Annotated in this window: 17 protein-coding genes, 1 tRNA gene and 1 pseudogene; 5 read left to right on the top strand and 14 right to left on the bottom strand. The window is 62.2% G+C overall.

All coding sequences use genetic code 11. The features are described 5' to 3' along the window. Positions 1-242: 242 nt before the first annotated feature. Positions 243-896, bottom strand: a complete 654-nt coding sequence (gmk, locus tag NW855_RS14230) for a guanylate kinase (RefSeq protein ID WP_011431478.1) — start codon at positions 894-896, stop codon at positions 243-245. Positions 897-990: 94 nt separating this feature from the next. After that, complete coding sequence (gene remA, locus NW855_RS14225) at positions 991-1,260, bottom strand: extracellular matrix/biofilm regulator RemA (RefSeq protein ID WP_011431477.1); 270 nt, start codon at positions 1,258-1,260, stop codon at positions 991-993. A gap of 107 nt (positions 1,261-1,367) precedes the next feature. Between remA and NW855_RS14220 the strand changes: the two are divergent. Next, positions 1,368-1,584, top strand: a pseudogene (locus tag NW855_RS14220) (RNA-guided endonuclease TnpB family protein); the annotation flags it as partial. A 227-nt stretch (positions 1,585-1,811) separates the two neighbouring features. On the opposite strand, the gene NW855_RS14215 reads toward NW855_RS14220, so the two are convergent. The 4 genes from NW855_RS14215 to NW855_RS14200 form a co-directional block, all read right to left on the bottom strand. After that, positions 1,812-2,282 (bottom strand): hypothetical protein, encoded by a 471-nt coding sequence (locus tag NW855_RS14215; RefSeq protein WP_099812725.1) that lies wholly within the window; start codon positions 2,280-2,282, stop codon positions 1,812-1,814. A gap of 174 nt (positions 2,283-2,456) precedes the next feature. Continuing rightward, entirely contained in the window at positions 2,457-3,668 is a 1,212-nt protein-coding gene (locus tag NW855_RS14210; protein WP_099812726.1) for an acetate kinase, read from the bottom strand. Positions 3,669-3,725: 57 nt separating this feature from the next. Further along, a complete protein-coding gene (trmFO, locus tag NW855_RS14205; RefSeq protein ID WP_414347011.1) occupies positions 3,726-5,081 on the bottom strand; it encodes an FADH(2)-oxidizing methylenetetrahydrofolate--tRNA-(uracil(54)-C(5))-methyltransferase TrmFO in 1,356 nt (451 codons plus the stop codon). 342 nt (positions 5,082-5,423) lie between these two features. After that, positions 5,424-6,602 carry a TRC40/GET3/ArsA family transport-energizing ATPase gene (locus tag NW855_RS14200; RefSeq protein ID WP_414390718.1) on the bottom strand — a complete coding sequence of 393 codons (1,179 nt, stop codon included), beginning with the start codon at positions 6,600-6,602 and terminating at the stop codon, positions 5,424-5,426. 163 nt (positions 6,603-6,765) lie between these two features. On the opposite strand from NW855_RS14200, the gene psbQ reads away from it, so the two are divergent. Next, the gene (gene psbQ, locus NW855_RS14195) at positions 6,766-7,188 is read left to right on the top strand and encodes a photosystem II protein PsbQ (protein ID WP_414508987.1); all 423 of its coding nucleotides are present in this window, start codon (positions 6,766-6,768) and stop codon (positions 7,186-7,188) included. On the opposite strand, the gene coaD is transcribed toward psbQ, so the two are convergent. From coaD to NW855_RS14165, 6 genes are all read right to left on the bottom strand, one after another. Further along, the gene (gene coaD, locus NW855_RS14190; protein ID WP_414401744.1) at positions 7,177-7,659 is read right to left on the bottom strand and encodes a pantetheine-phosphate adenylyltransferase; all 483 of its coding nucleotides are present in this window, start codon (positions 7,657-7,659) and stop codon (positions 7,177-7,179) included. The genes psbQ and coaD overlap by 12 nt on opposite strands. 25 nt (positions 7,660-7,684) lie before the next feature. Further along, positions 7,685-8,020, bottom strand: coding sequence for a divalent-cation tolerance protein CutA (cutA, locus tag NW855_RS14185; RefSeq protein WP_414401745.1), 336 nt, complete (start codon positions 8,018-8,020; stop codon positions 7,685-7,687). 71 nt (positions 8,021-8,091) lie between these two features. Then, the gene (galE, locus tag NW855_RS14180; RefSeq protein ID WP_414508986.1) at positions 8,092-9,102 is read right to left on the bottom strand and encodes a UDP-glucose 4-epimerase GalE; all 1,011 of its coding nucleotides are present in this window, start codon (positions 9,100-9,102) and stop codon (positions 8,092-8,094) included. 68 nt (positions 9,103-9,170) lie between these two features. After that, positions 9,171-10,652 (bottom strand): cobyric acid synthase, encoded by a 1,482-nt coding sequence (locus tag NW855_RS14175; protein WP_414508985.1) that lies wholly within the window; start codon positions 10,650-10,652, stop codon positions 9,171-9,173. Between the two features lie 211 nt (positions 10,653-10,863). After that, positions 10,864-10,935, bottom strand: a tRNA-Gln gene (locus tag NW855_RS14170). Positions 10,936-10,955: 20 nt separating this feature from the next. Beyond that, positions 10,956-11,558: an FHA domain-containing protein gene (locus NW855_RS14165; protein ID WP_228375359.1), complete on the bottom strand. Its 603-nt coding sequence runs from the start codon at positions 11,556-11,558 to the stop codon at positions 10,956-10,958. A gap of 297 nt (positions 11,559-11,855) precedes the next feature. Between NW855_RS14165 and NW855_RS14160 the strand changes: the two genes are divergently transcribed. From NW855_RS14160 to NW855_RS14150, 3 genes are read left to right on the top strand one after another with little or no spacing between them, the layout of a single operon-like run. After that, entirely contained in the window at positions 11,856-12,710 is an 855-nt protein-coding gene (locus tag NW855_RS14160) for an inositol monophosphatase family protein (RefSeq protein ID WP_414402515.1), read from the top strand. A 30-nt stretch (positions 12,711-12,740) separates the two neighbouring features. Continuing rightward, positions 12,741-13,667 (top strand): ABC transporter substrate-binding protein, encoded by a 927-nt coding sequence (locus NW855_RS14155; RefSeq protein ID WP_414402514.1) that lies wholly within the window; start codon positions 12,741-12,743, stop codon positions 13,665-13,667. Further along, positions 13,625-14,650 carry a J domain-containing protein gene (locus NW855_RS14150; RefSeq protein ID WP_011431456.1) on the top strand — a complete coding sequence of 342 codons (1,026 nt, stop codon included), beginning with the start codon at positions 13,625-13,627 and terminating at the stop codon, positions 14,648-14,650. Before NW855_RS14155 ends, NW855_RS14150 begins: the two co-directional genes overlap by 43 nt. 12 nt (positions 14,651-14,662) lie before the next feature. Here the strand turns inward: NW855_RS14150 and NW855_RS14145 are convergent, their stop codons facing one another. Then, positions 14,663-16,276 (bottom strand): CPBP family intramembrane glutamic endopeptidase, encoded by a 1,614-nt coding sequence (locus tag NW855_RS14145; RefSeq protein WP_011431455.1) that lies wholly within the window; start codon positions 16,274-16,276, stop codon positions 14,663-14,665. A gap of 67 nt (positions 16,277-16,343) precedes the next feature. Then, positions 16,344-16,976 (bottom strand): tRNA (guanosine(46)-N7)-methyltransferase TrmB, encoded by a 633-nt coding sequence (trmB, locus tag NW855_RS14140; RefSeq protein WP_041439245.1) that lies wholly within the window; start codon positions 16,974-16,976, stop codon positions 16,344-16,346. Between the last annotated feature and the right edge of the window lie 45 nt (positions 16,977-17,021).

Here is a 17,021-nt window from a genome sequence, read left to right as displayed (position 1 = left end):
AGTGGCTAGCGGGCTTTTCCGCCCTGCACTCAAGTGCGGGGCTACCAAGCTATCCCTTTGTGTGTAGGGGCGTCTTGACAGCGCCTTCGCGATTCCGGTTGTGGACTGCGTGAGAATTCCCCGACTTGAGTCGGGGGAGTGTCAAAAAGCACTTGGCGTGGATGCCGAGGCTTGTGTCGCCGTTTTTTAGTTAAGAAAAAGACGCGAGCTCTCGGAAAAAAGCGCGTAGAGTCGCAGAGCTCCTAGGATTGCCCCTTCCCTGGAGAGGGAGGATAAAGCAAGGCTTCCAGCTCCTGTAGAGCCTGCTCTAGATTGTCGTTGACGATCACGTAGTCGAATTCGTCTTTGGCATCCAATTCTTTGCGAGCCTGTTGCAGACGGCGTTGGATGCTGGCTTCAGAGTCTTGTCCGCGTTCGCGAATGCGGCGTTCGAGCTCTTCTAGCGAGGGAGGAGACAGGAAGATGCGAATGGCATCGGGACACTGTTGTCTCACCTGGCGGGCCCCGGCCAGTTCAATTTCCAGAAGCACATCCTGACCCTGGCTGAGTTTTTGGAACACGATCTCGCGGGGAGTGCCGTAAAAGTTACCTGCGTACTGGGCCCATTCCAACAACTCATCGGCTTCAATCAGGTTGAGGAACTCCTCGCGAGTGCGGAAGTAGTAGTTGACGCCTTCCTGTTCCCCAGGGCGGGGGGGGCGGGTGGTTACCGAGACAGAAAAGTACAGCTCAGGGTGGCGCTGGCGCAATTGGCTGACCAGAGTGCCTTTGCCCACCCCACTGGGCCCTGTCAAAACCACCAGGCGACCGCGAGTGGCAGGAGGCCGAGGGGCTTCCTGTTGCTGCAGGCACTCAGGGGGAGTTGGCGAGGAGAGCGTAGTGGAAGAAACTGCCATAGGCGGAGAGCGACAAAGGACGGCTGGACAGTTGGCTGGTTTGGTTTGTTTTAGGATATCTCACTCTCGGCCTCGCAGGCTGCTTGTGAGGCCCTTACTCAGGTTCCTCCGGCGCACCGACTTTGGCAGTAAGGAAGCGGTTGGCAACGGTTTCCGGCTGAATGGCCGAGAGGATGACGTGCCCGGAATCGGTGATGATTACGGCGCGGGTGCGGCGACCGTAGGTCGCGTCCACCAACTGGCCTCTTTCGCGGGCGTCGCTAATGATGCGTTTGATGGGAGCTGACTCAGGACTGACAATGGCGATAACGCGCCCGGCGGCGACGATATTGCCAAAGCCGATGTTGATTAGGCGAGTATCCATGGTTAATCAGCCAATCTAGCGCCTGTCCGGCCAGCAGCCTTCATCTGAATGCGCGGGACACCCCACCGTCTATACGGTGGGGAGCGATAGCGCCTAATATAACCAGCATGACCCAAGTCCTGACTATCTTCTGCAAGCTCAAGGTATCTGCCTCGCAAGCCACAAAGCTGGATGCAACTTTGGATGCCTTTGCCCAGGCCTGTCAACCAAAACACGCCAGAGAAGATAACCAACGCTCTTCAGCTTCAGTCTCTGAGCGACCGCGAAATCCATGCACGGTTTGGGCTGTCCAGCAACTTGGCTGTGCAGGTATGTAGGTCCATCCCCCCGTATACGGGGGGTGTGGAGGGCGGTTGGAGCCGGGTAGTTTACCCTTTTTCCCAAGAAAGTGCAGGTATTAGGCAGCAAGCCGTTCTATGGCTACTGGAAATGGCTTTCTCCTCAGAGAAGCAAAGCCTTGTCAACGTCTGCGCTGGCGACGAGGAGGCCCCTTGCGTTTGCAAATTCTCGGTGGCGTTTTGCTTAGCAAGGCTGGATTCCGCTTTTGAGCTCTAGAGCACGCCGTTGAAGGTAAAGCTGCCGCTGCCCAGCCGCTCCTGGCGATCGAAAACGCTGATGGTGAGTTGATGGGATCCCGTCTGGGTGACGGTAAAGCGGCTCTGGGGCAGGGTAAGCCCTGTTACGGTACAGGCGGTGGCTCCAACGAAGCAGCCGGGCAATTGGGAAGCGTCGAAAGCCCCTAGGGTTACAAAGTTGCCCAGGGGAGTGGTGACGGCAGCCAAGAAAGCGTTGGATCCGCGGATCCCGGCAGGAGCCTCGACGCGGAAGGAGACGACAAAGGTGGGGGTTTGCCCTACGGGGACGGTGCGGGGCGAGAGATCGGTGATGGTGAGAGAAGGAGGAGGGAGGGGCGTCGGCAGGGGCAGGGGGCTGCTGCTGGTCGTCTCCCCGCATCCCGCCAAAACGACGCCCAGGAGCCACAGCAGGGGGATCCGTCTGTTCAGGAGTTGGGCAGGCTGCATAGGTTTCCGTTACCTTCAAATGAGCTGGGTTGCAAGTCTTCTCTTGGCAGAAAGGGAGGGTTCCTCCTATCCTCCCCTGCCCAGGGCTTTGGCTCCATTGTGGCGGGAGGGTCTCGACGGAGCCAGTCCTTGGAAAGGAGAAAACCTGGCTAGAAGCAGCCTGAGCTCCTTCGCCTATTCCTCTTGCAGGAGCTTTTGGCAGGCATTGGCAATGGCCCAGTCTTCCTGGGCTGAGATGACCAACACCCGCACCGGAGCATCAGAGGTGCTGATGTCGCAGTTGCGCGGGGATCCGGCGTTGAGAACTGGGTCGATCTGGATCCCCAAAAAGCCTAGGTTGGCACAGGCTGCGGCCCGTACCGGCGCCGCGTTTTCCCCGATGCCGCCGGAGAAGACCAAAGCATCCAGCCGATCCAGGCTCATGAGCATGGCCCCAATCTGGCTGCGCAGGCGGTGGATGAAGAGGTTAAAGGCCAGCTCGGCGCGGGCATGGCCTGCCTGCATGGCTTCCAGGATCACTCGCATGTCGCTGCTGAGGCCGGACACGCCCTGCAAGCCCGATTCCCGGTTCAAGATCCGATCCAGCTCCTCCACGTCCATGCCCCGGCGCAACTGGTGGATGAGGATCCCCGGATCCACCGAGCCGGAGCGGGATCCCATCATCAGGCCCTCCAGGGGGGTGTAGCCCATGGTGGTGTCGACGCTGTGGCCCCCGCGAATGGCCGCCAGAGAACAGCCATTGCCCAGGTGGCAGGTGATGAGCTGCAGCTCTTCCAGGGGCCGGCCCAGGATCTCAGCGGCGCGGCGGGCGCAGTGCTCGTGGTTGATGCCGTGGAAGCCGTAGCGGCGGATCCCTTGCTCGGCCCAGGCGTAGGGAAGAGGATAGAGGGCGGCTGCCGCAGGCATCTGCTGGTGAAAAGCGGTGTCGAAGACAGCCACCTGCGGGATCCCAGGCAACAGTTGGCGCAGGAGGCGAATGCCCTCAAGAGCAGGGGGATTGTGAGCCGGTGCCAGGGGGCTTAGTTGCTCGATGGCCTGTTCCACCTCGGGCGTAATCAAGGTGGGCTGGCGATAGAGGGATCCCCCATGCACCACCCGGTGGCCAATGGCCTTGATCTCAGCCGCTGTGGCCAACGGGGATCCCTCCCCCTGCCAGAGGCTTTGAAAGAGGGGAGCCAAACCGCTAATGCCGGCTTCTGGGGCAAGGGGGGGAAAAGATTCCCAGGGGCCGCCCCGCCGCCGAGTTTGAATCAAGACTTGGCCGGACTGGTAGGCAAAGTCCACCTGCGCCTGCCAGAGGGGGGTGGCCTCCACCTTGCCCTCAACGGTTGCAAAGAGAGAGGACTTGAGGCTGCTGGAGCCGGCGTTGACGACCAGGATGGGCACGGGATCCCTCCTTTTATTCCAGGCTAGCTGGCCGTTTGCGCCTGCAGGGTTGGGAACTCAGGCAGTTTGCGCCTGGCGCACCAGGCCTGTGGCCGCCAGAGCAGCCAAGGCGCGATCCCGGTAGCGGGCGTAGCGCTCTTGTTTGCTGCGAACTTTTTGCCCCTCCAGCTCCGGCAGGAGGCCAAAATTGGCCGGCATGGGCTGGAAGTGCTTGGGATCGGCGCTGCTGATGAACTGGAATAGGGATCCCATCATCGTCTCCGGCGGCAGCGTGATCAAAGGCAGCCCCAGGGCCAGGCGGGCGGCGTTCTGTCCGGCCAGCCACCCTCCTGCCACGGCACAGGCGTAGCCTTCGGTGCCCACCAACTGGCCGGCAGCCAACAGCGTTGGCCGGCGGCGAAATTGCAACGTAGGCAACAGAAGCTGCGGCGAATTCAAAAAGGTGTTGCGGTGCATCACGCCAAAGCGGACAAACTCCGCCGCCTCCAGGCCAGGGATGAGGCGAAAGACCCGCTGCTGTTCTCCCCACTTCAAATTGGTTTGAAAGCCCACCAGGTTCCACAGCTTGCCCGCTTTGTCCTCCTGGCGCAACTGCACCACCGCATAGGGCCGCGATCCCGTGCGGGGATCCACCAGCCCCACCGGCTTCAGGGGCCCAAAGCGGAGAGTATCTTTGCCGCGGCGGGCCATTTCTTCAATGGGCAGGCAGCCCTCGAAAAACTTGCGCTCCTCCTTTTCAAAGTCTTTGAGGGGCACCTGCTCGGCCTCCACCAGCGCCTGCCAGAAGCGCTCGTACTCCGCCTCGGTCATGGGGCAGTTGAGGTAGGCCGCTTCCCCCTTGTCGTAGCGGGAAGCCTGAAACACCACCGCCCGGTTGAGGGAATCCCCGGTAACAATGGGGCTGGAAGCGTCAAAAAAGCTCAGGTATTCCAGGCCCGTAAAAGCTTGCAGCGCCTTAGCTAAGGGCTCGCTGGTCAGCGGGCCCGTGCAGAGGACGGCTATCCCTTCCGGGATCCCGGTCACCTCCTCCCGGCGCAGGGTGATGAGGGGATGGTTGGCGATGGCTTCCGTTAGGGCCTGGCTAAAGCGGGCCCGATCCACGGCCAGGGCTCCCCCTGCCGGCACGGCGTGGCGATCGGCGGTGGCGATGACCAGGGATCCCAGTTGGCGCAGCTCTTCCTTGAGCAGGCCTGCCGCCCGGTCGCTGGCTAGGGCCCCGAAGGAATTGCTGCACACCAGCTCTCCCAGTTGATCCGTGTGGTGGGCCGGGCTCTGCCGCACAGGGCGCATCTCCGACAGGATGACGGGCACCCCCAACTGGGCAATCTGCCAGGCGGCTTCTGTCCCCGCCAGCCCCCCACCCACCACATGGATGGGAGCTAGGGTCTCTGCTCGGCTCATGGAATGGGGCATCATGACCTCCCGCAACAGTCCTCAGGAAGCGAAAAAGGGGCCCTCGCTGGGCCAGAAGAGCAACCTCCCAAGGAGGTGACCTTGATGATCAGCATGGCTCAAGCTAGACGGTGTAGGGCAAGCGGTTGGAGAATAGGCCCCACCGATGGAGGCCAACCAGGCTGCTGCCCAACTCCTTGCCCGAAGAGGGCTACAGCTAGATGAAGGCGCTTCCCCACCCCTCCGTGGGCTCTCTTCCAGCCAGAGTTCCTCCCGTCCTGCAAATATGCCCACTCTCGACCAGGAACAACTCCAACAAGCCTACTTTTTGGCAAACGGCAAGCAGGACACTGCCCTGCGGCTTCAGGCGGCAAAATGGATGCGCAGGTAATCTTCCTCCATCTTGGCACGGGCCGGCTTCATGGCGGCCAGGGTCTGGGGCAACACCAGGTTGCGGCGGTGGTTGCCAATGCGGATGTTGAGCTCGTCGCCAGTTTTGCTCAGCTCCACCTGCTCTTTTGGGATCCCGGGCAAGTACAGATCCAGGCGGTACTGGCCGTTGTCGCTAGCCACGTTCATCGTCTGCTCGGCGTAGAACACCTCCGCCGGGTTGCGATCCCCCCAGAGATCCTTTTTCAGGCGGGCCAGGGCGTCCCACCCCACCAGCTCCTCTGGGTAAAGCGGGATCTCCACCACCGGCAGGGGGGCAAAGTTCTCGTGGATCTCCTGGCGATATTTCTGCTGGGCGGCCTTCCAGGCGGCAAAGTAGGGATCCACCACCCCTTCCGGCAAAATGCGGTTGGCAATCACCAAATCGGTGGCGACGCCGTAGAGGCTGAGGTAGGCATGGGCCCGCAGCGACTCCTTGATCACCATCTTTTCGGGGTTGGTGACTAGGCGCACCGAGGTGATGCGGTTGTCGGTGAGGATGCGCTCCAGCCGCTCGATCTTCTGGTAGAACTCGTAGGGGGCATCCAGCACCTGGTCATCCGGCAGGGGGATCCCGGTTAGCCCTTTTACAATCGGCTCGGCAATGGGGCGCAGCACCCGCGCCAACCCCTGCAAAGGTTTGTAGAACTTGCGCATGTACCAGCCGGAAACATCGGGCAGGCTCAAAAGGCGCAAGGCCGTACCGGTGGGAGCCGAGTCGATAATCAGCACATCAAACTTGCCCTCGTCGTAGTGGCGGTTGACCCGCACCAGGGCGAAGATCTCGTCCATCCCCGGCAGCACCGCCAGCTCCTGGGCCTGCACGCCATCCAGCCCGCGGGCCTGCAACACCTGCGTGATGTAGGTCTTGACGGATCCCCAGTTCAGCTCCAGCTCCTGCAGGGCGTCTAGCTCTGCTCCCCAGAGGTTGGGCTTGACCTCCACCGGCTCGTGGCCCAGGGGCTGGTCGAAACTGTCGGCCAAGGAGTGGGCCGGATCCGTGCTCAACACCAGGGTCTTCAGGCCGAGCTCGGCACAACGCCAGCCGGTTGCTGCCGCCATCGAGGTCTTGCCGACCCCACCTTTGCCGGTCATGAGGATGATGCGTTGCATGGGAGCGCTCTTTACGTTCTTTTACAGCTCTAGGCTAACCGATTTGCCCCTCTGCCCACAGCGGCCTGGAGGGCAGTTACCAGGTACACTATTGATTGCCTATGGCTGGCCAAGGAAGTAACGGCCAGAAAGCAAGCCTGTGAAGGCGGATGGGAGGTGTAAGATGATGCGTCGTTGGCCCAATCTGCTGCTGATTGCCATCCTCACATTGGGTCTGTGGCTGGGATCCCTTCCCGTCCAGGCGGCTGCCGCCTTGCCCCGAGAGCTGCAGCAGCTGGAGCAACAGGTGGAGCAGCTGCAGAGCCTGGTGGATGCCGAGGACTGGCTCGAGATCCGCTCCTACATTCACGGGCCGATGGGCCTGACCCGCAAGACCCTAACTAGCCTGGCAAACACCTTGCCCCAGCAGCAAAAGCGGGAGATGCTGCGCTTGGCCAAGGAGATGGGCCGCGGCTTGGAGCAACTGGACTTTGCCGCCAAAGCCTACGACCAGCCGGAGGTGGAGGTGGCCCAGGCCAAGGTGAGAAAGACGTTGCAAGAGCTGAAGGCCCTGTTTTCCCAGGCAGGGATCCCTTCATCCAGCTAAGGGAAAACGCTCCCGCAGATCTTGAACTACCGGCGGGGGCACCAGGTGATCGATGGGGCCGCCCAGCTTGGCCACCTCCTTGACCAGGCTGCTGCTGACGAAGCTGTGTTCGCTGGCGGTGGCAAGGAAAAGGGTTTCCAGCTCGGGGGCCAGCAGCTTGTTGGTGTGGGCCATCTGCAGCTCCACGTCAAAGTCGGACAAGACGCGCAAGCCGCGCACGATAACTTTTGCCCCCCGTTGGCGGGCATAAGCCACTGTCAAGCCGGAAAAAGTATCGACCTCAACGTTTTTTAGGTGGGCAACAGAAAGGCTAATCTGAGCCTGCCGCTGCTCCGGGCTGAACAGAGGGGTCTTGTTGGGGTTTTTCAAGACGGCGACGATCACCTTGGAAAACAGGCGGCTGGCCCGCTCGATGATATCGAGGTGCCCAAGGGTGATCGGGTCAAAGCTGCCAGGATAGAGGGCGATCATGGTCTAAGGGGAGTACCGCTTTTCCTTACCCTACCTGCTCTCGCGCCCAAGCCAAATAGGTTGCACTCACGTGGCTGGCCGGGATAGCCAGGATCTCCGGCTCCTGGTAGGGGTGGAGCTGCCGCAGCCGCTGTTCCAGGCGGGGATAAGCAGTGGAGGGCAATTTGAGCAACAGCAAAAACTCGGCCTCCCTCTGCAGGGATCCCTGCCAGCGGTAGTAGGAGGTGATCGGCGGCAGCACCTGGGCACAGGCCACATAGCGCTCGGCCACCAGAGTGTGTGCCAAACGATGGGCGTCGGCTTCGGATCCCACGGTGGTCATGACAACCGCCAGGGTATCGGGGGCGGTCTTTTCCTCCATCGGAAGCAAGCTCTAGGCGTCGACCTCCCCTGATCGTACCGCTGGATCCTCGGATCGCCATCCCAGTTGGGTCAAGCCCCCCGGAGCGGCGGTGTGGCCTTGGCAAAATAGGGCCGCCTTTGGTGCCAGCGCCAAGCTGTCTGCAGGATCTCGGCCAAGTCGGCATAGCGGGGCTGCCAGTTGAGATCCCGCTGGATGGCCGTGGCATCGCCCACCAAGCAGGGGGGATCCCCCGGTCGACGGGCTCCAACTTGCACCGGGATCTGTCTTCCAGTTACCGCTGCTGCCGTGGCGATCACCTCCTGAACAGAGAAGCCCTGGCCATTGCCCAGGTTGTAGGCTGCCTGCACAGGCTGGCCAGACGCCAGCGCTTCTAAGGCCAACACATGGGCCTGCGCCAGGTCGGCGACATGGATGTAGTCGCGGATACAGGTGCCATCGAGGGTGTCGTAGTCGTCGCCAAAAACAGTGATGTGGGGGCGTTGGCCGGCGGCGACTTCCAGCACCAGGGGGATGAGGTGGGTTTCGGGGTCGTGGGCTTCGCCGATTTCTCCGTCGGGATCGGCGCCGGCGGCGTTGAAGTAGCGCAGGCTGATAAACCGGATCCCGTGGGCGGTCTGGAAGTCCCGCAGCATCTGCTCCACCACCAGCTTGCTCTGGCCGTAGGGGTTGATGGGGCGCTGGGGGTGGGTTTCCGGGATCGGGATCTGCTCCGGCACGCCGTAGGTGGCACAGGTGCTGGAGAAGACAAGGTAGGGGATCCCGTGATCCCGGATGGCCTCCAGCAAGGTCAGGGATCCGGCCACGTTGTTGCGGTAGTATTTGCCCGGATCCTTGACCGACTCGCCCACGTAGGCATAGGCGGCAAAGTGAATCACCCCTTCGGGCCGATACTGCCGAATGACCTGATCCAGCCGCTGGCGGTCGGCAATGTCGCCGATTTCCAAAGGCCCCCAGCGAACGGCCCAAGGGTGGCCGTAAACCAGGTTGTCGTAGGCAATTGGCAGGTGGCCGTGGGCTGCCAGGGCCTTACAGGTGTGGCTGCCGATATAGCCCGCGCCGCCGGTAACCAGAAGCCGCATAGGTCAGGGGGAAGGAAATTCCTGTCTAGAATACAGCTACTCTTGCAGACCTTGGCAATGGCCCCGGCCTATTCCAGGAGCTGATGCCAATCCAGATGAGGCCGCCAGGCCTCTGCCAGACGATCCAGCAGTTCTTCGCGTTGCTGGGCATAGTGGCCGTCCAACTCCGGCAAGGGATCCCAGCCTTTTTGGCGGCGCAGCTCGTTTAGCCAGTGGCGCCGCCAGCGGTGGTTGTCGAAGAGGCCGTGCAGATAGCTGCCCCAGACCCGGCCTGTGGGATCCCGCCAGCCCAGGCCTTCTTGCTCGAAGATCGGCAGGCAGCCAGCGGGATCGGCCTGGGTGGATCCCTGATGGATTTCGTACCCCTGGACGGGAGCGGGGGCGGGCCAGCGGCTTTGCGTCTGCACCTGCTGGGTAACCTTGGTGGGTTGCAAGACAGTAGTCAGCGGCAGGAAGCCCAGCCCGGGGTAGGTGCCGGCAACTCCCTCTAGGCCGGCGGGATCGGCGATGGTTTGCCCCAACATCTGCAGCCCGCCGCAGATGCCGACGATGTGGCCGGAATAGAGGCGCAGTTGGTCGGCCAGGCCGGTCTTTTGCAATGCCAACAGATCCTTGAGGGTGGTTTTGCTGCCGGGCAGGATGACCACATCGGGGGATCCCAGGCTCTGGCCAGGGACAACCCAGCGCAGATGGACGCTGGGCTCTGCTAGCAAGGGGTCGAAGTCGGAGAAATTGGCCACCTGGGGCAGGCGAACCACGGCAATCTCCAGCCGGTCTCCCCGCCGGGGACGGCGAACTTCCCAGAGGTGGGGGCCGGCCTCCAGGCCCAGCGAATCTTCCTGCGGCAGCGCCCAGTCCAGCCAGGGCAGAACTCCAACCACGGGGATCCCGGTGTAGTTCTCCAGCCAATCCAGGCCGGGCTGCAGCAGCTCCCGTGCGCCGCGAAACTTGTTGATAACAATGCCGCGAATCAGGGCCCGCTCGGCCGGCTCCAGCAACTGCAGGGTGCCCACCACATGGGCCAGCGCCCCACCCCGGTCGATGTCCGCCACCAGCCAGGTGGGAGATCCCAGATGCAAAGCCACCCGCGTGTTGGCCAGATCCCGGTGTTTGAGGTTTACCTCCGCCGGGCTGCCTGCCCCCTCGCAGATAATCCACTCGTACTGCTGTTGCAAGCGGGTCAGGGCCGTTTTCACCGCCTCCCAGGCCGGCGCAAACCAGCGCTCGTAGTACTCGCCGGCGCGACAGGTATCTACTGCCACGCCGTTGAGGACGACCTGGGAAGTCAGGTTGCCCTGCGGCTTGAGCAAAATCGGGTTCATCTCCACCGCGGGCGGGATCCCGGCGGCCCAAGCCTGCAGAGCCTGCGCATAGGCAATCTCATGGCCCTCCGGGGTGACGTAGGCATTCAGCGACATGTTCTGGGCCTTGAAAGGGGCAACCTTCTTCCCCGCCTTTTTGAGAAGGCGACAGAGGGCAGCTACCAAAAGGGTTTTGCCCACGTGGGAAGAAGTCCCCACGACCATCAAGGATCGGCAAGCACTGCTCATTCGGCTCCCTTTCCCTCCCAGGCCGATTGTCCACCCTCTCCCCTAAGCCGACTGCGCTAGGTTGACGGATTGGCCCTCTGCTGGCCAAAGTCTTCGCGCCAGCAATGCAAAAAGCGTACCCTTGCGCCTAGCGGGAAGTTCCCGAATCAGCGAAGGGGAACTGCCCAAAAAAGCCTTCTGCTGTCTCAAGCAGACCTAGCCCAGCTTAAGACTGGGGCAGATGGATTCGAACCACCGAATGGCGGGACCAAAACCCGCTGCCTTACCGCTTGGCGATGCCCCAATTTACACTGCTTGACTACTTTAGCGATGCAACCTTGGATCTGTCAACGGGCTGCGGCCACCTCTCATCTCCTCAGGAACCAAGTTGGATCCTTTGCCGAGGTCAGGGTTGACCTCAAAAGGGTTGGGCAGAGGGGGAATGCGGGCCACCTCGAAGAAGTAGGCGCGGATCTCCGGCCCAAAGTAGATAACATCGCCACTCCTCAAGTAGTGGGTAGCTACCCGCGTGCCGTTGACGAACACCCCATTGGTGCTGGACTGCCCCTTGCGGTTGCCGTCGACTAGACAATACGTAAATCCTGTGCGATTGGACTTGGTGGGCACTCGCACCAAATAGGCGTGGCGGCGGGAGACGAAGCGGTTGACAATCTGGATGGCATTGGAGGGATCCCGTCCGATCGTGTAAATGCTCTCCCGCAGGATGTAGCTGCAGGGCCGCACAGGATGGCAGACGGACAGGGTGAACTCCGGGTGAGACACCGGCTGCTGCGGGACTTGGTCGAACAGATCCAACGGCAGATCGAAGTCCTGACTGCCGGACAGATGGCCTCTGCCCACTGCCGTAGTAGAGGTAAAAAAATCGTCGTAGCTCTGGGGCAACAGCGTTTCCTCCTCGACGCTCAACTACCTGCCCGGCAGCCTGGCTCTTCCAGTCCAACTCCCTGAACCCTAGAGTTCCCAGAAACTAGGAGACACCCAACATCCCCCCGGCGTTGGCGGGCTAGTGGAAAACTCATAGGCCTTAATGTACACTACTATACACCACAGGCAGCCTTGGAGATACTCCCTTTTCCTAAAAAAAATTGGAAAAATTGGGTTTGGGTTCAGGTCGGAGCTATTCCCGTTTTAAGGGATCCCTTGGGAGCCACAGCCTTGGCCGCGGGCGGGCTATTCTGGGTAGCAGGTTTGTAGCCTTGAGGTGTGGGTGTGACGGAGGCCCTGTTGCGTCGGTTAGATGTGGCCACAGAGGCGGCCCTGGAGGCAGGGGCTTTGCTGCGCAGTTACGTGGGGGGCACCCTTGCCATTGAGGAGAAACGTCCGGGCGACTTGGTAACAGCAGCGGATCGCGCTTCCGAGGAGCTTATCTTGAAAATCTTAAGGCGGCACTTCCCCGAAGATGTGATCTTGACGGAAGAATCCGGCCAGCAGGGATCCCCGCAGGGCGCCTACGCCTGGATGATCGATCCCCTCGATGGCACCACCAACTTTGCCCATGGCTATCCCTTTGCTGCCGTCTCTATTGGTCTGCTGGAGGGGCGGGAGCCGGTGCTGGGGGTGATCTACGACATCTTTCGCGGGGATCTCTTTCGCGCCGTACAAGGGATGGGCGCCACCCGCAACCGCCAGCCCATCCGCGTCTCTTCCACAACTGAACTCTCCCACAGCCTCTTAGTTACCGGCTTTGCCTACGACCGCCGCGAAACCCCCGACAACAACTACGCCGAGTTCTGCCACTTCACCCACCTCACCCAGGGAGTGCGGCGAGGTGGATCGGCTGCCCTGGACTTGGCCTACGTGGCCACCGGCCAGTTGGACGGCTATTGGGAGCGGGGCCTCTCCCCCTGGGACATTGCCGCCGGGATTGTCTTGGTGCGAGAGGCGGGCGGCAAGGTCACCGCCTACGATGGCAGCCCGGTGGATGTGTACAGTGGCCGCCTGCTGGCCAGCAACGGCTGGCTCCATGCTGCTCTCCAAGAAGAACTGGCCCAGGTCAGCCCCCTGCCGGTTTCCTTCCCGCTGCGGCGGAATCGCCAGCTCGGAGAGCGCAGCAGCTAAAGTCAAAGTCTACGTAAAGGCCAGCAAGTCATGGCGCTTTTGCAAAGCAAGGGAGGCAACTTAGTCGGGAAAAGACTCCGGCGTCGTTGTTGGGCGGCAGGGTTTGGCCTGGCGCTGCTCTTGGGGATCCCGGCCTACCCTCAGCCTGCCCCAAAGCCGACCCTGCCCGCTCCTGCCAGCGAGCGAGCACAGGTTCCCGATTCCCGTTGGGCCGAGATTCAGGCGCGGGGGCGCATCCGGGTTGGCCTGGATCCCAGCCTGGGCCCGGCTTACCTCTACACCGACCTGGAGCGGCAAACCTACGCCGGCTTCGAGTGGGATATCCTGGAGGCGCTTGCCCAGACGCTGCAGGTGCGAGTGGAGCCCGTCTATGTGGCTTGGAGCGAGCAGTTGGCGGCTTTGCAAGCGGATGAGGTGGATCTCATCTGGGGGGCGCGGGAAGCTTTGGGCTTGGATCCGCAGCAGTTTCTCGCCACCCGACCCTACTACCTCAGCCCGCAGCGCTTGGTGGTACGGGATCCCGGGCCAGAGGAAGCTCCCATTGAGGCGCTGTCGCAACTCTTTGGCCGCAAAGTGGGCATTGTAGTTAACAGTACGGGAGCCGCTCTGTTGGAGGCGTACAACGAGAGGCGGGGCAACGCCATTCGTCTTTTTGCCACCAGCAACCCGGATCGCTTGTTTGCCCAGCTCCAGGCTGGCCAGTTGGATGCGGTGCTCGTCGATCAGCCCGTTGCCGCCCTGAGCCTGCGCCAGGCGGGATCCCGGCTGCGCCTGGCGGGGCCGCCTCTGTTCCCGATTCCTTTGGTGGGCGTGGTATCCTCACAGCATCCTTCCCTGAAGGAAGCCGTGGATGGGGCGATCGCAGTCCTGACCGAAAACGGAACTTTGCAACGCATCTTGGAGAAGTGGCAACTATGGGATCCAACTCTGATGTCCCCCGCCTCACCCGAGGGCTAGCCCGCTACGAGACCGACCATTTCGCCATCTTGGGCGTGCCCCTCACCGCCGATGCCAAAGGGATCCGACGCGGCTACCTGCAGGCGGCCAAGGCTCTGCACCCGGATCGCTTTGTCGGGGATCCGGAAGGGGCAGAGCGGGCCAACGTCCTCTTCGCCAAGCTGGTCAGCCCGGCCAACGAGGTGCTGGCCAAGGAGCGAGAGCGGTCAGAATATGAGACTGTGCTCAAGCTGCGCGTTCAACGCCTGCTGGAGTCGCCACCCCCCGATCTGTGGCCCACTGGAGAAGCTGTCAAAGACCTGGCCGAGCGCGCCGATTGGCAGGAAGAATATGTCCGGCGGGTGGAGAAGCTGGCCAAAGAGCAATACAGCTCTATGGCCACCCTGCTGGAGAAAACCGAGCAGTTGAGCGAGCTCAACCTAGCCTACCTGCTGCTCAAGGCCGGCTACAAAGGGATCCCCGCCCCTGCTGCCAAAACCACCACCCCGACGGGGATCCCAACCCCTTCCCCCAGCCGCACCACCTTGGGCGGGATCCCGGCTGCTCCACCCACCGCTCCCCCTGTCCAGCCCGCCCCTCCTTCGCCCCCAACCCCGCAACTTAGCCCCGCTGAGACCCGTTTCCTGCAGGCGCTGGACATGATCGAGCGCAAGCAGTACCGGGTTGCCATCCAGTATTTAAACTTCGCCATCAGCGCCCAGCCCAACGTGGCCCGTTACTATCTGCACCGAGGTATCGCCCACCTCAAGCAGGGCAACGCTGGCATGGCCAAGGCCGACTTCCTGCAGGCGAGCCGCCTCGAGCCGGCCAACGCCGAGTTGATGGCCGAGGTGCGCCGCTGGCTGCAGCAGGTCACCACCCAACAGCCGGTTCCCGTTCCCTCGGCCAGCCGTCAGACCTCCCAGGCCCAGAAAATCGTGCCACCGCCGCGCAAAGAGGATAGCGGCGGCTTCTGGAGCCGCCTCTTCGGCAAGAAAAAGTAGGCCAAACTCCCCTCAGGAAGCGCCCCCCAACACCAGCAGCGTGACCAGGGATCCCGTATTCCAGAGGCTGTGCAACAGGATGGGGGCCAGCAGGTTGCGGCTGTGGCTGTACACCACCCCCAGCACCACCCCCAGCATGGTCAAAGGCAACAGATCGGAAAGGTTGAGGTGGGCAAGGGCAAAGGTGAAGGCGCTGAGCAAGATGGCAGCCCCCATCGGCAAGTAGCGGCTCAGCGTCGGCAGCCAAAAGCCCCGGAACAGCACCTCCTCAAAAACAGGGGCACAGACAGACACCACGGCCAAAAACACCAAGCGCGCCCCCCAGCCATGGCTCTCCAGCAGCAGAGGCAAGATGGGGTTCCCGCCCCCTGCCTGGGGCAGCAGCAACTGCGACAGCGCCGCTGCCAGCACCACCAAAGGCAGGGCCGCCCAGTAGCCGCCCAGGCCCCAGAGGATCCAAGGGCCCCACAGCCGCACCTGCAGCACCTTCTGCCAACCGGGATAGAGCCGAAGAAGCCGGTACAACAGCGCCGCCCCCAGCAGAGCGCCCGCATTGTAGGTGAGAAACAGGGCCACCGCCTGATGCCAAGGGCTGAGCTGCTGCGTCCCCAGGCCGAGCCCGACCGTGTAAAGGCGAGGCACCAGCGCATTGAGGAGAATGAAACCCAAAAACCAACCGGTCAGGACCGCCTGCGCCCCGATCCCCGGCCAAGGCACCTCCCACGGCGGGCCCACAAGAGGACGTTGGCGCCAGAAGCTCCAGCCCAGCCAGCCCAACAAGAGCACCAGCCCCAGCAGCGCCCCCAGCAGCGGGATCCCGCCCACCACCGCCAGCCGGAACAGGGCTGCCAAGGCCAATTTTTCCTGCTGCTGGTTGAGGGCATTGAGGCTGTCGCTGCGCTGTTGCAGCCGGTAGAGCTGCTGCAGGGCCACCGCCTCAAACCAACCGTCCAGGTGGTTGCGGATTTGCACCTCGGCCTCTGGCAAGATGCGCCGTGGCGTTCCCCACAGCCCTTGTAAAACCTGTGCCACCCTCTTCTGGCCGGATTCCAGCTCCAAGGGACGTTCTGGATCGACTACCTCTTGCCACTGCTGCTGGGCTGCCTCCAGATCCTCCTGGTAGACGTAGAGCAGACCCAGGCGCAGCCGCAGGGCGTCCAGCTCCGCCTGCAGATCCTGGACAGAAGCCAGGAGGACGGGATCCACTTCTTCTGGGGTTGAGGCCGGCCCCACCGCATCTGATACCCTGGCCAATTCGGGTTTGCCCCCTGCCGAGGAAGTCGCCCTTTCCAGCCGTGCCATCCGTTTGAGGCGCTGCAGGCGTTCGGCGTAGTTGTCGGCCACCTGCTGGTAGCGATTGTGGGCCAGCTCGAAAACGTTCTGCCCCAGCAGAGCCCGCGCCAGGTCCTGATAGCGGGGATCGTCGAGGGTGCGGGCAGCCTGCAGGGCGAGATTGGTTTGCAACAGATCCAACTGCGTTTGCGGCGGCGGCTGAAACCAACTGCTGGAAAGCGAAAGCCCGACAATCAAAAGGGCCAATAGGCTCAGCAGGTTGAGGATCCCTCGGCGAACAGAAAGCCAAGCGGAAAAGGGATCGACAGAGGCCGTGGCTTCAGAGGGAGACATGGCAGCAACCGAGGCAACTCCAGCGGGTTATATCCTAGCTTCTATTGGCTTCAGCCGGATAAAGGGGTCAGCGTCGCTCTAGCCAATAACGGTAGATGGGCAGACCCAACTGCAGGCACTGCCACTCCCGCTCGGTGGGAATGCCGAAGGGGTTGTCATCGATGGGCCCCTGGTAGGGATTCCAAAACTGCGGATGCTCTAGGAAACGATCGACCATCTCCTCGGCCACTTCCCGCACGTCCGACTGCAGGAAGACGGGGCTGCCCGGTTGCAGCAGCAGGGCCAGATCCGCCACCAGTCGCGGTTGGACGATCCGCCGCTTGTGATGGCGCTTTTTAAACCAGGGATCCGGAAATTGGATGGTGACCCGGCTGAGATCTCCCGGCGCAAACAGATGCCGCAGGGAGACGTTGATGTTGGCAAACAGAAAATGGACGTTATCCAGCCCCAGCTCGTCCCGCCAAGCATTGGCCCGCTCCACCAGCGGCTGTCGAATCTCTACCCCCAAAAAGTTCCAGTCGGGCTGCTCCTGGGCCATGCGCAGCAAAAAGCGTCCGCTCCCTGAGCCGATATCCAAATGCAAGGGCTGCCCCAGTCGCCGATACACCCGTTCCCAGTGGGGTGGGGGGGTGGGTTGTTGGTACTGAGCCTGCAGGGGGTTGACGTGTTGCCGCAGTCGCTGGCCGAGACCCTTCTGCAGCGGGATCCCTGTCCAGGGGGGAACAGAGGAGCCTTTCTCAAGTTG

Source organism: Synechococcus sp. RC10B2, from assembly GCF_047502635.1.
Note: the sequence above shows the minus strand (reverse complement) of the source record. Positions and strands in the feature narration are given on the sequence as shown.

Excerpts from the sequence above, each read along its gene's own strand:
- gmk (WP_011431478.1), bottom strand. The coding sequence starts at position 896 with ATGGCAGTTTCTTCCACTACGCTCTCCTCGCCAACTCCCCCTGAGTGC.
- remA (WP_011431477.1), bottom strand. The coding sequence starts at position 1,260 with ATGGATACTCGCCTAATCAACATCGGCTTTGGCAATATCGTCGCCGCC.
- NW855_RS14215 (WP_099812725.1), bottom strand. The coding sequence starts at position 2,282 with ATGCAGCCTGCCCAACTCCTGAACAGACGGATCCCCCTGCTGTGGCTC.
- trmFO (WP_414347011.1), bottom strand. The coding sequence starts at position 5,081 with ATGCCCCATTCCATGAGCCGAGCAGAGACCCTAGCTCCCATCCATGTG.
- NW855_RS14200 (WP_414390718.1), bottom strand. The coding sequence starts at position 6,602 with ATGCAACGCATCATCCTCATGACCGGCAAAGGTGGGGTCGGCAAGACC.
- psbQ (WP_414508987.1), top strand. The coding sequence starts at position 6,766 with ATGATGCGTCGTTGGCCCAATCTGCTGCTGATTGCCATCCTCACATTG.
- coaD (WP_414401744.1), bottom strand. The coding sequence starts at position 7,659 with ATGATCGCCCTCTATCCTGGCAGCTTTGACCCGATCACCCTTGGGCAC.
- cutA (WP_414401745.1), bottom strand. The coding sequence starts at position 8,020 with ATGGAGGAAAAGACCGCCCCCGATACCCTGGCGGTTGTCATGACCACC.
- galE (WP_414508986.1), bottom strand. The coding sequence starts at position 9,102 with ATGCGGCTTCTGGTTACCGGCGGCGCGGGCTATATCGGCAGCCACACC.
- NW855_RS14175 (WP_414508985.1), bottom strand. The coding sequence starts at position 10,652 with ATGAGCAGTGCTTGCCGATCCTTGATGGTCGTGGGGACTTCTTCCCAC.
- NW855_RS14155 (WP_414402514.1), top strand. The coding sequence starts at position 12,741 with ATGGCGCTTTTGCAAAGCAAGGGAGGCAACTTAGTCGGGAAAAGACTC.
- NW855_RS14150 (WP_011431456.1), top strand. The coding sequence starts at position 13,625 with ATGGGATCCAACTCTGATGTCCCCCGCCTCACCCGAGGGCTAGCCCGC.
- NW855_RS14145 (WP_011431455.1), bottom strand. The coding sequence starts at position 16,276 with ATGTCTCCCTCTGAAGCCACGGCCTCTGTCGATCCCTTTTCCGCTTGG.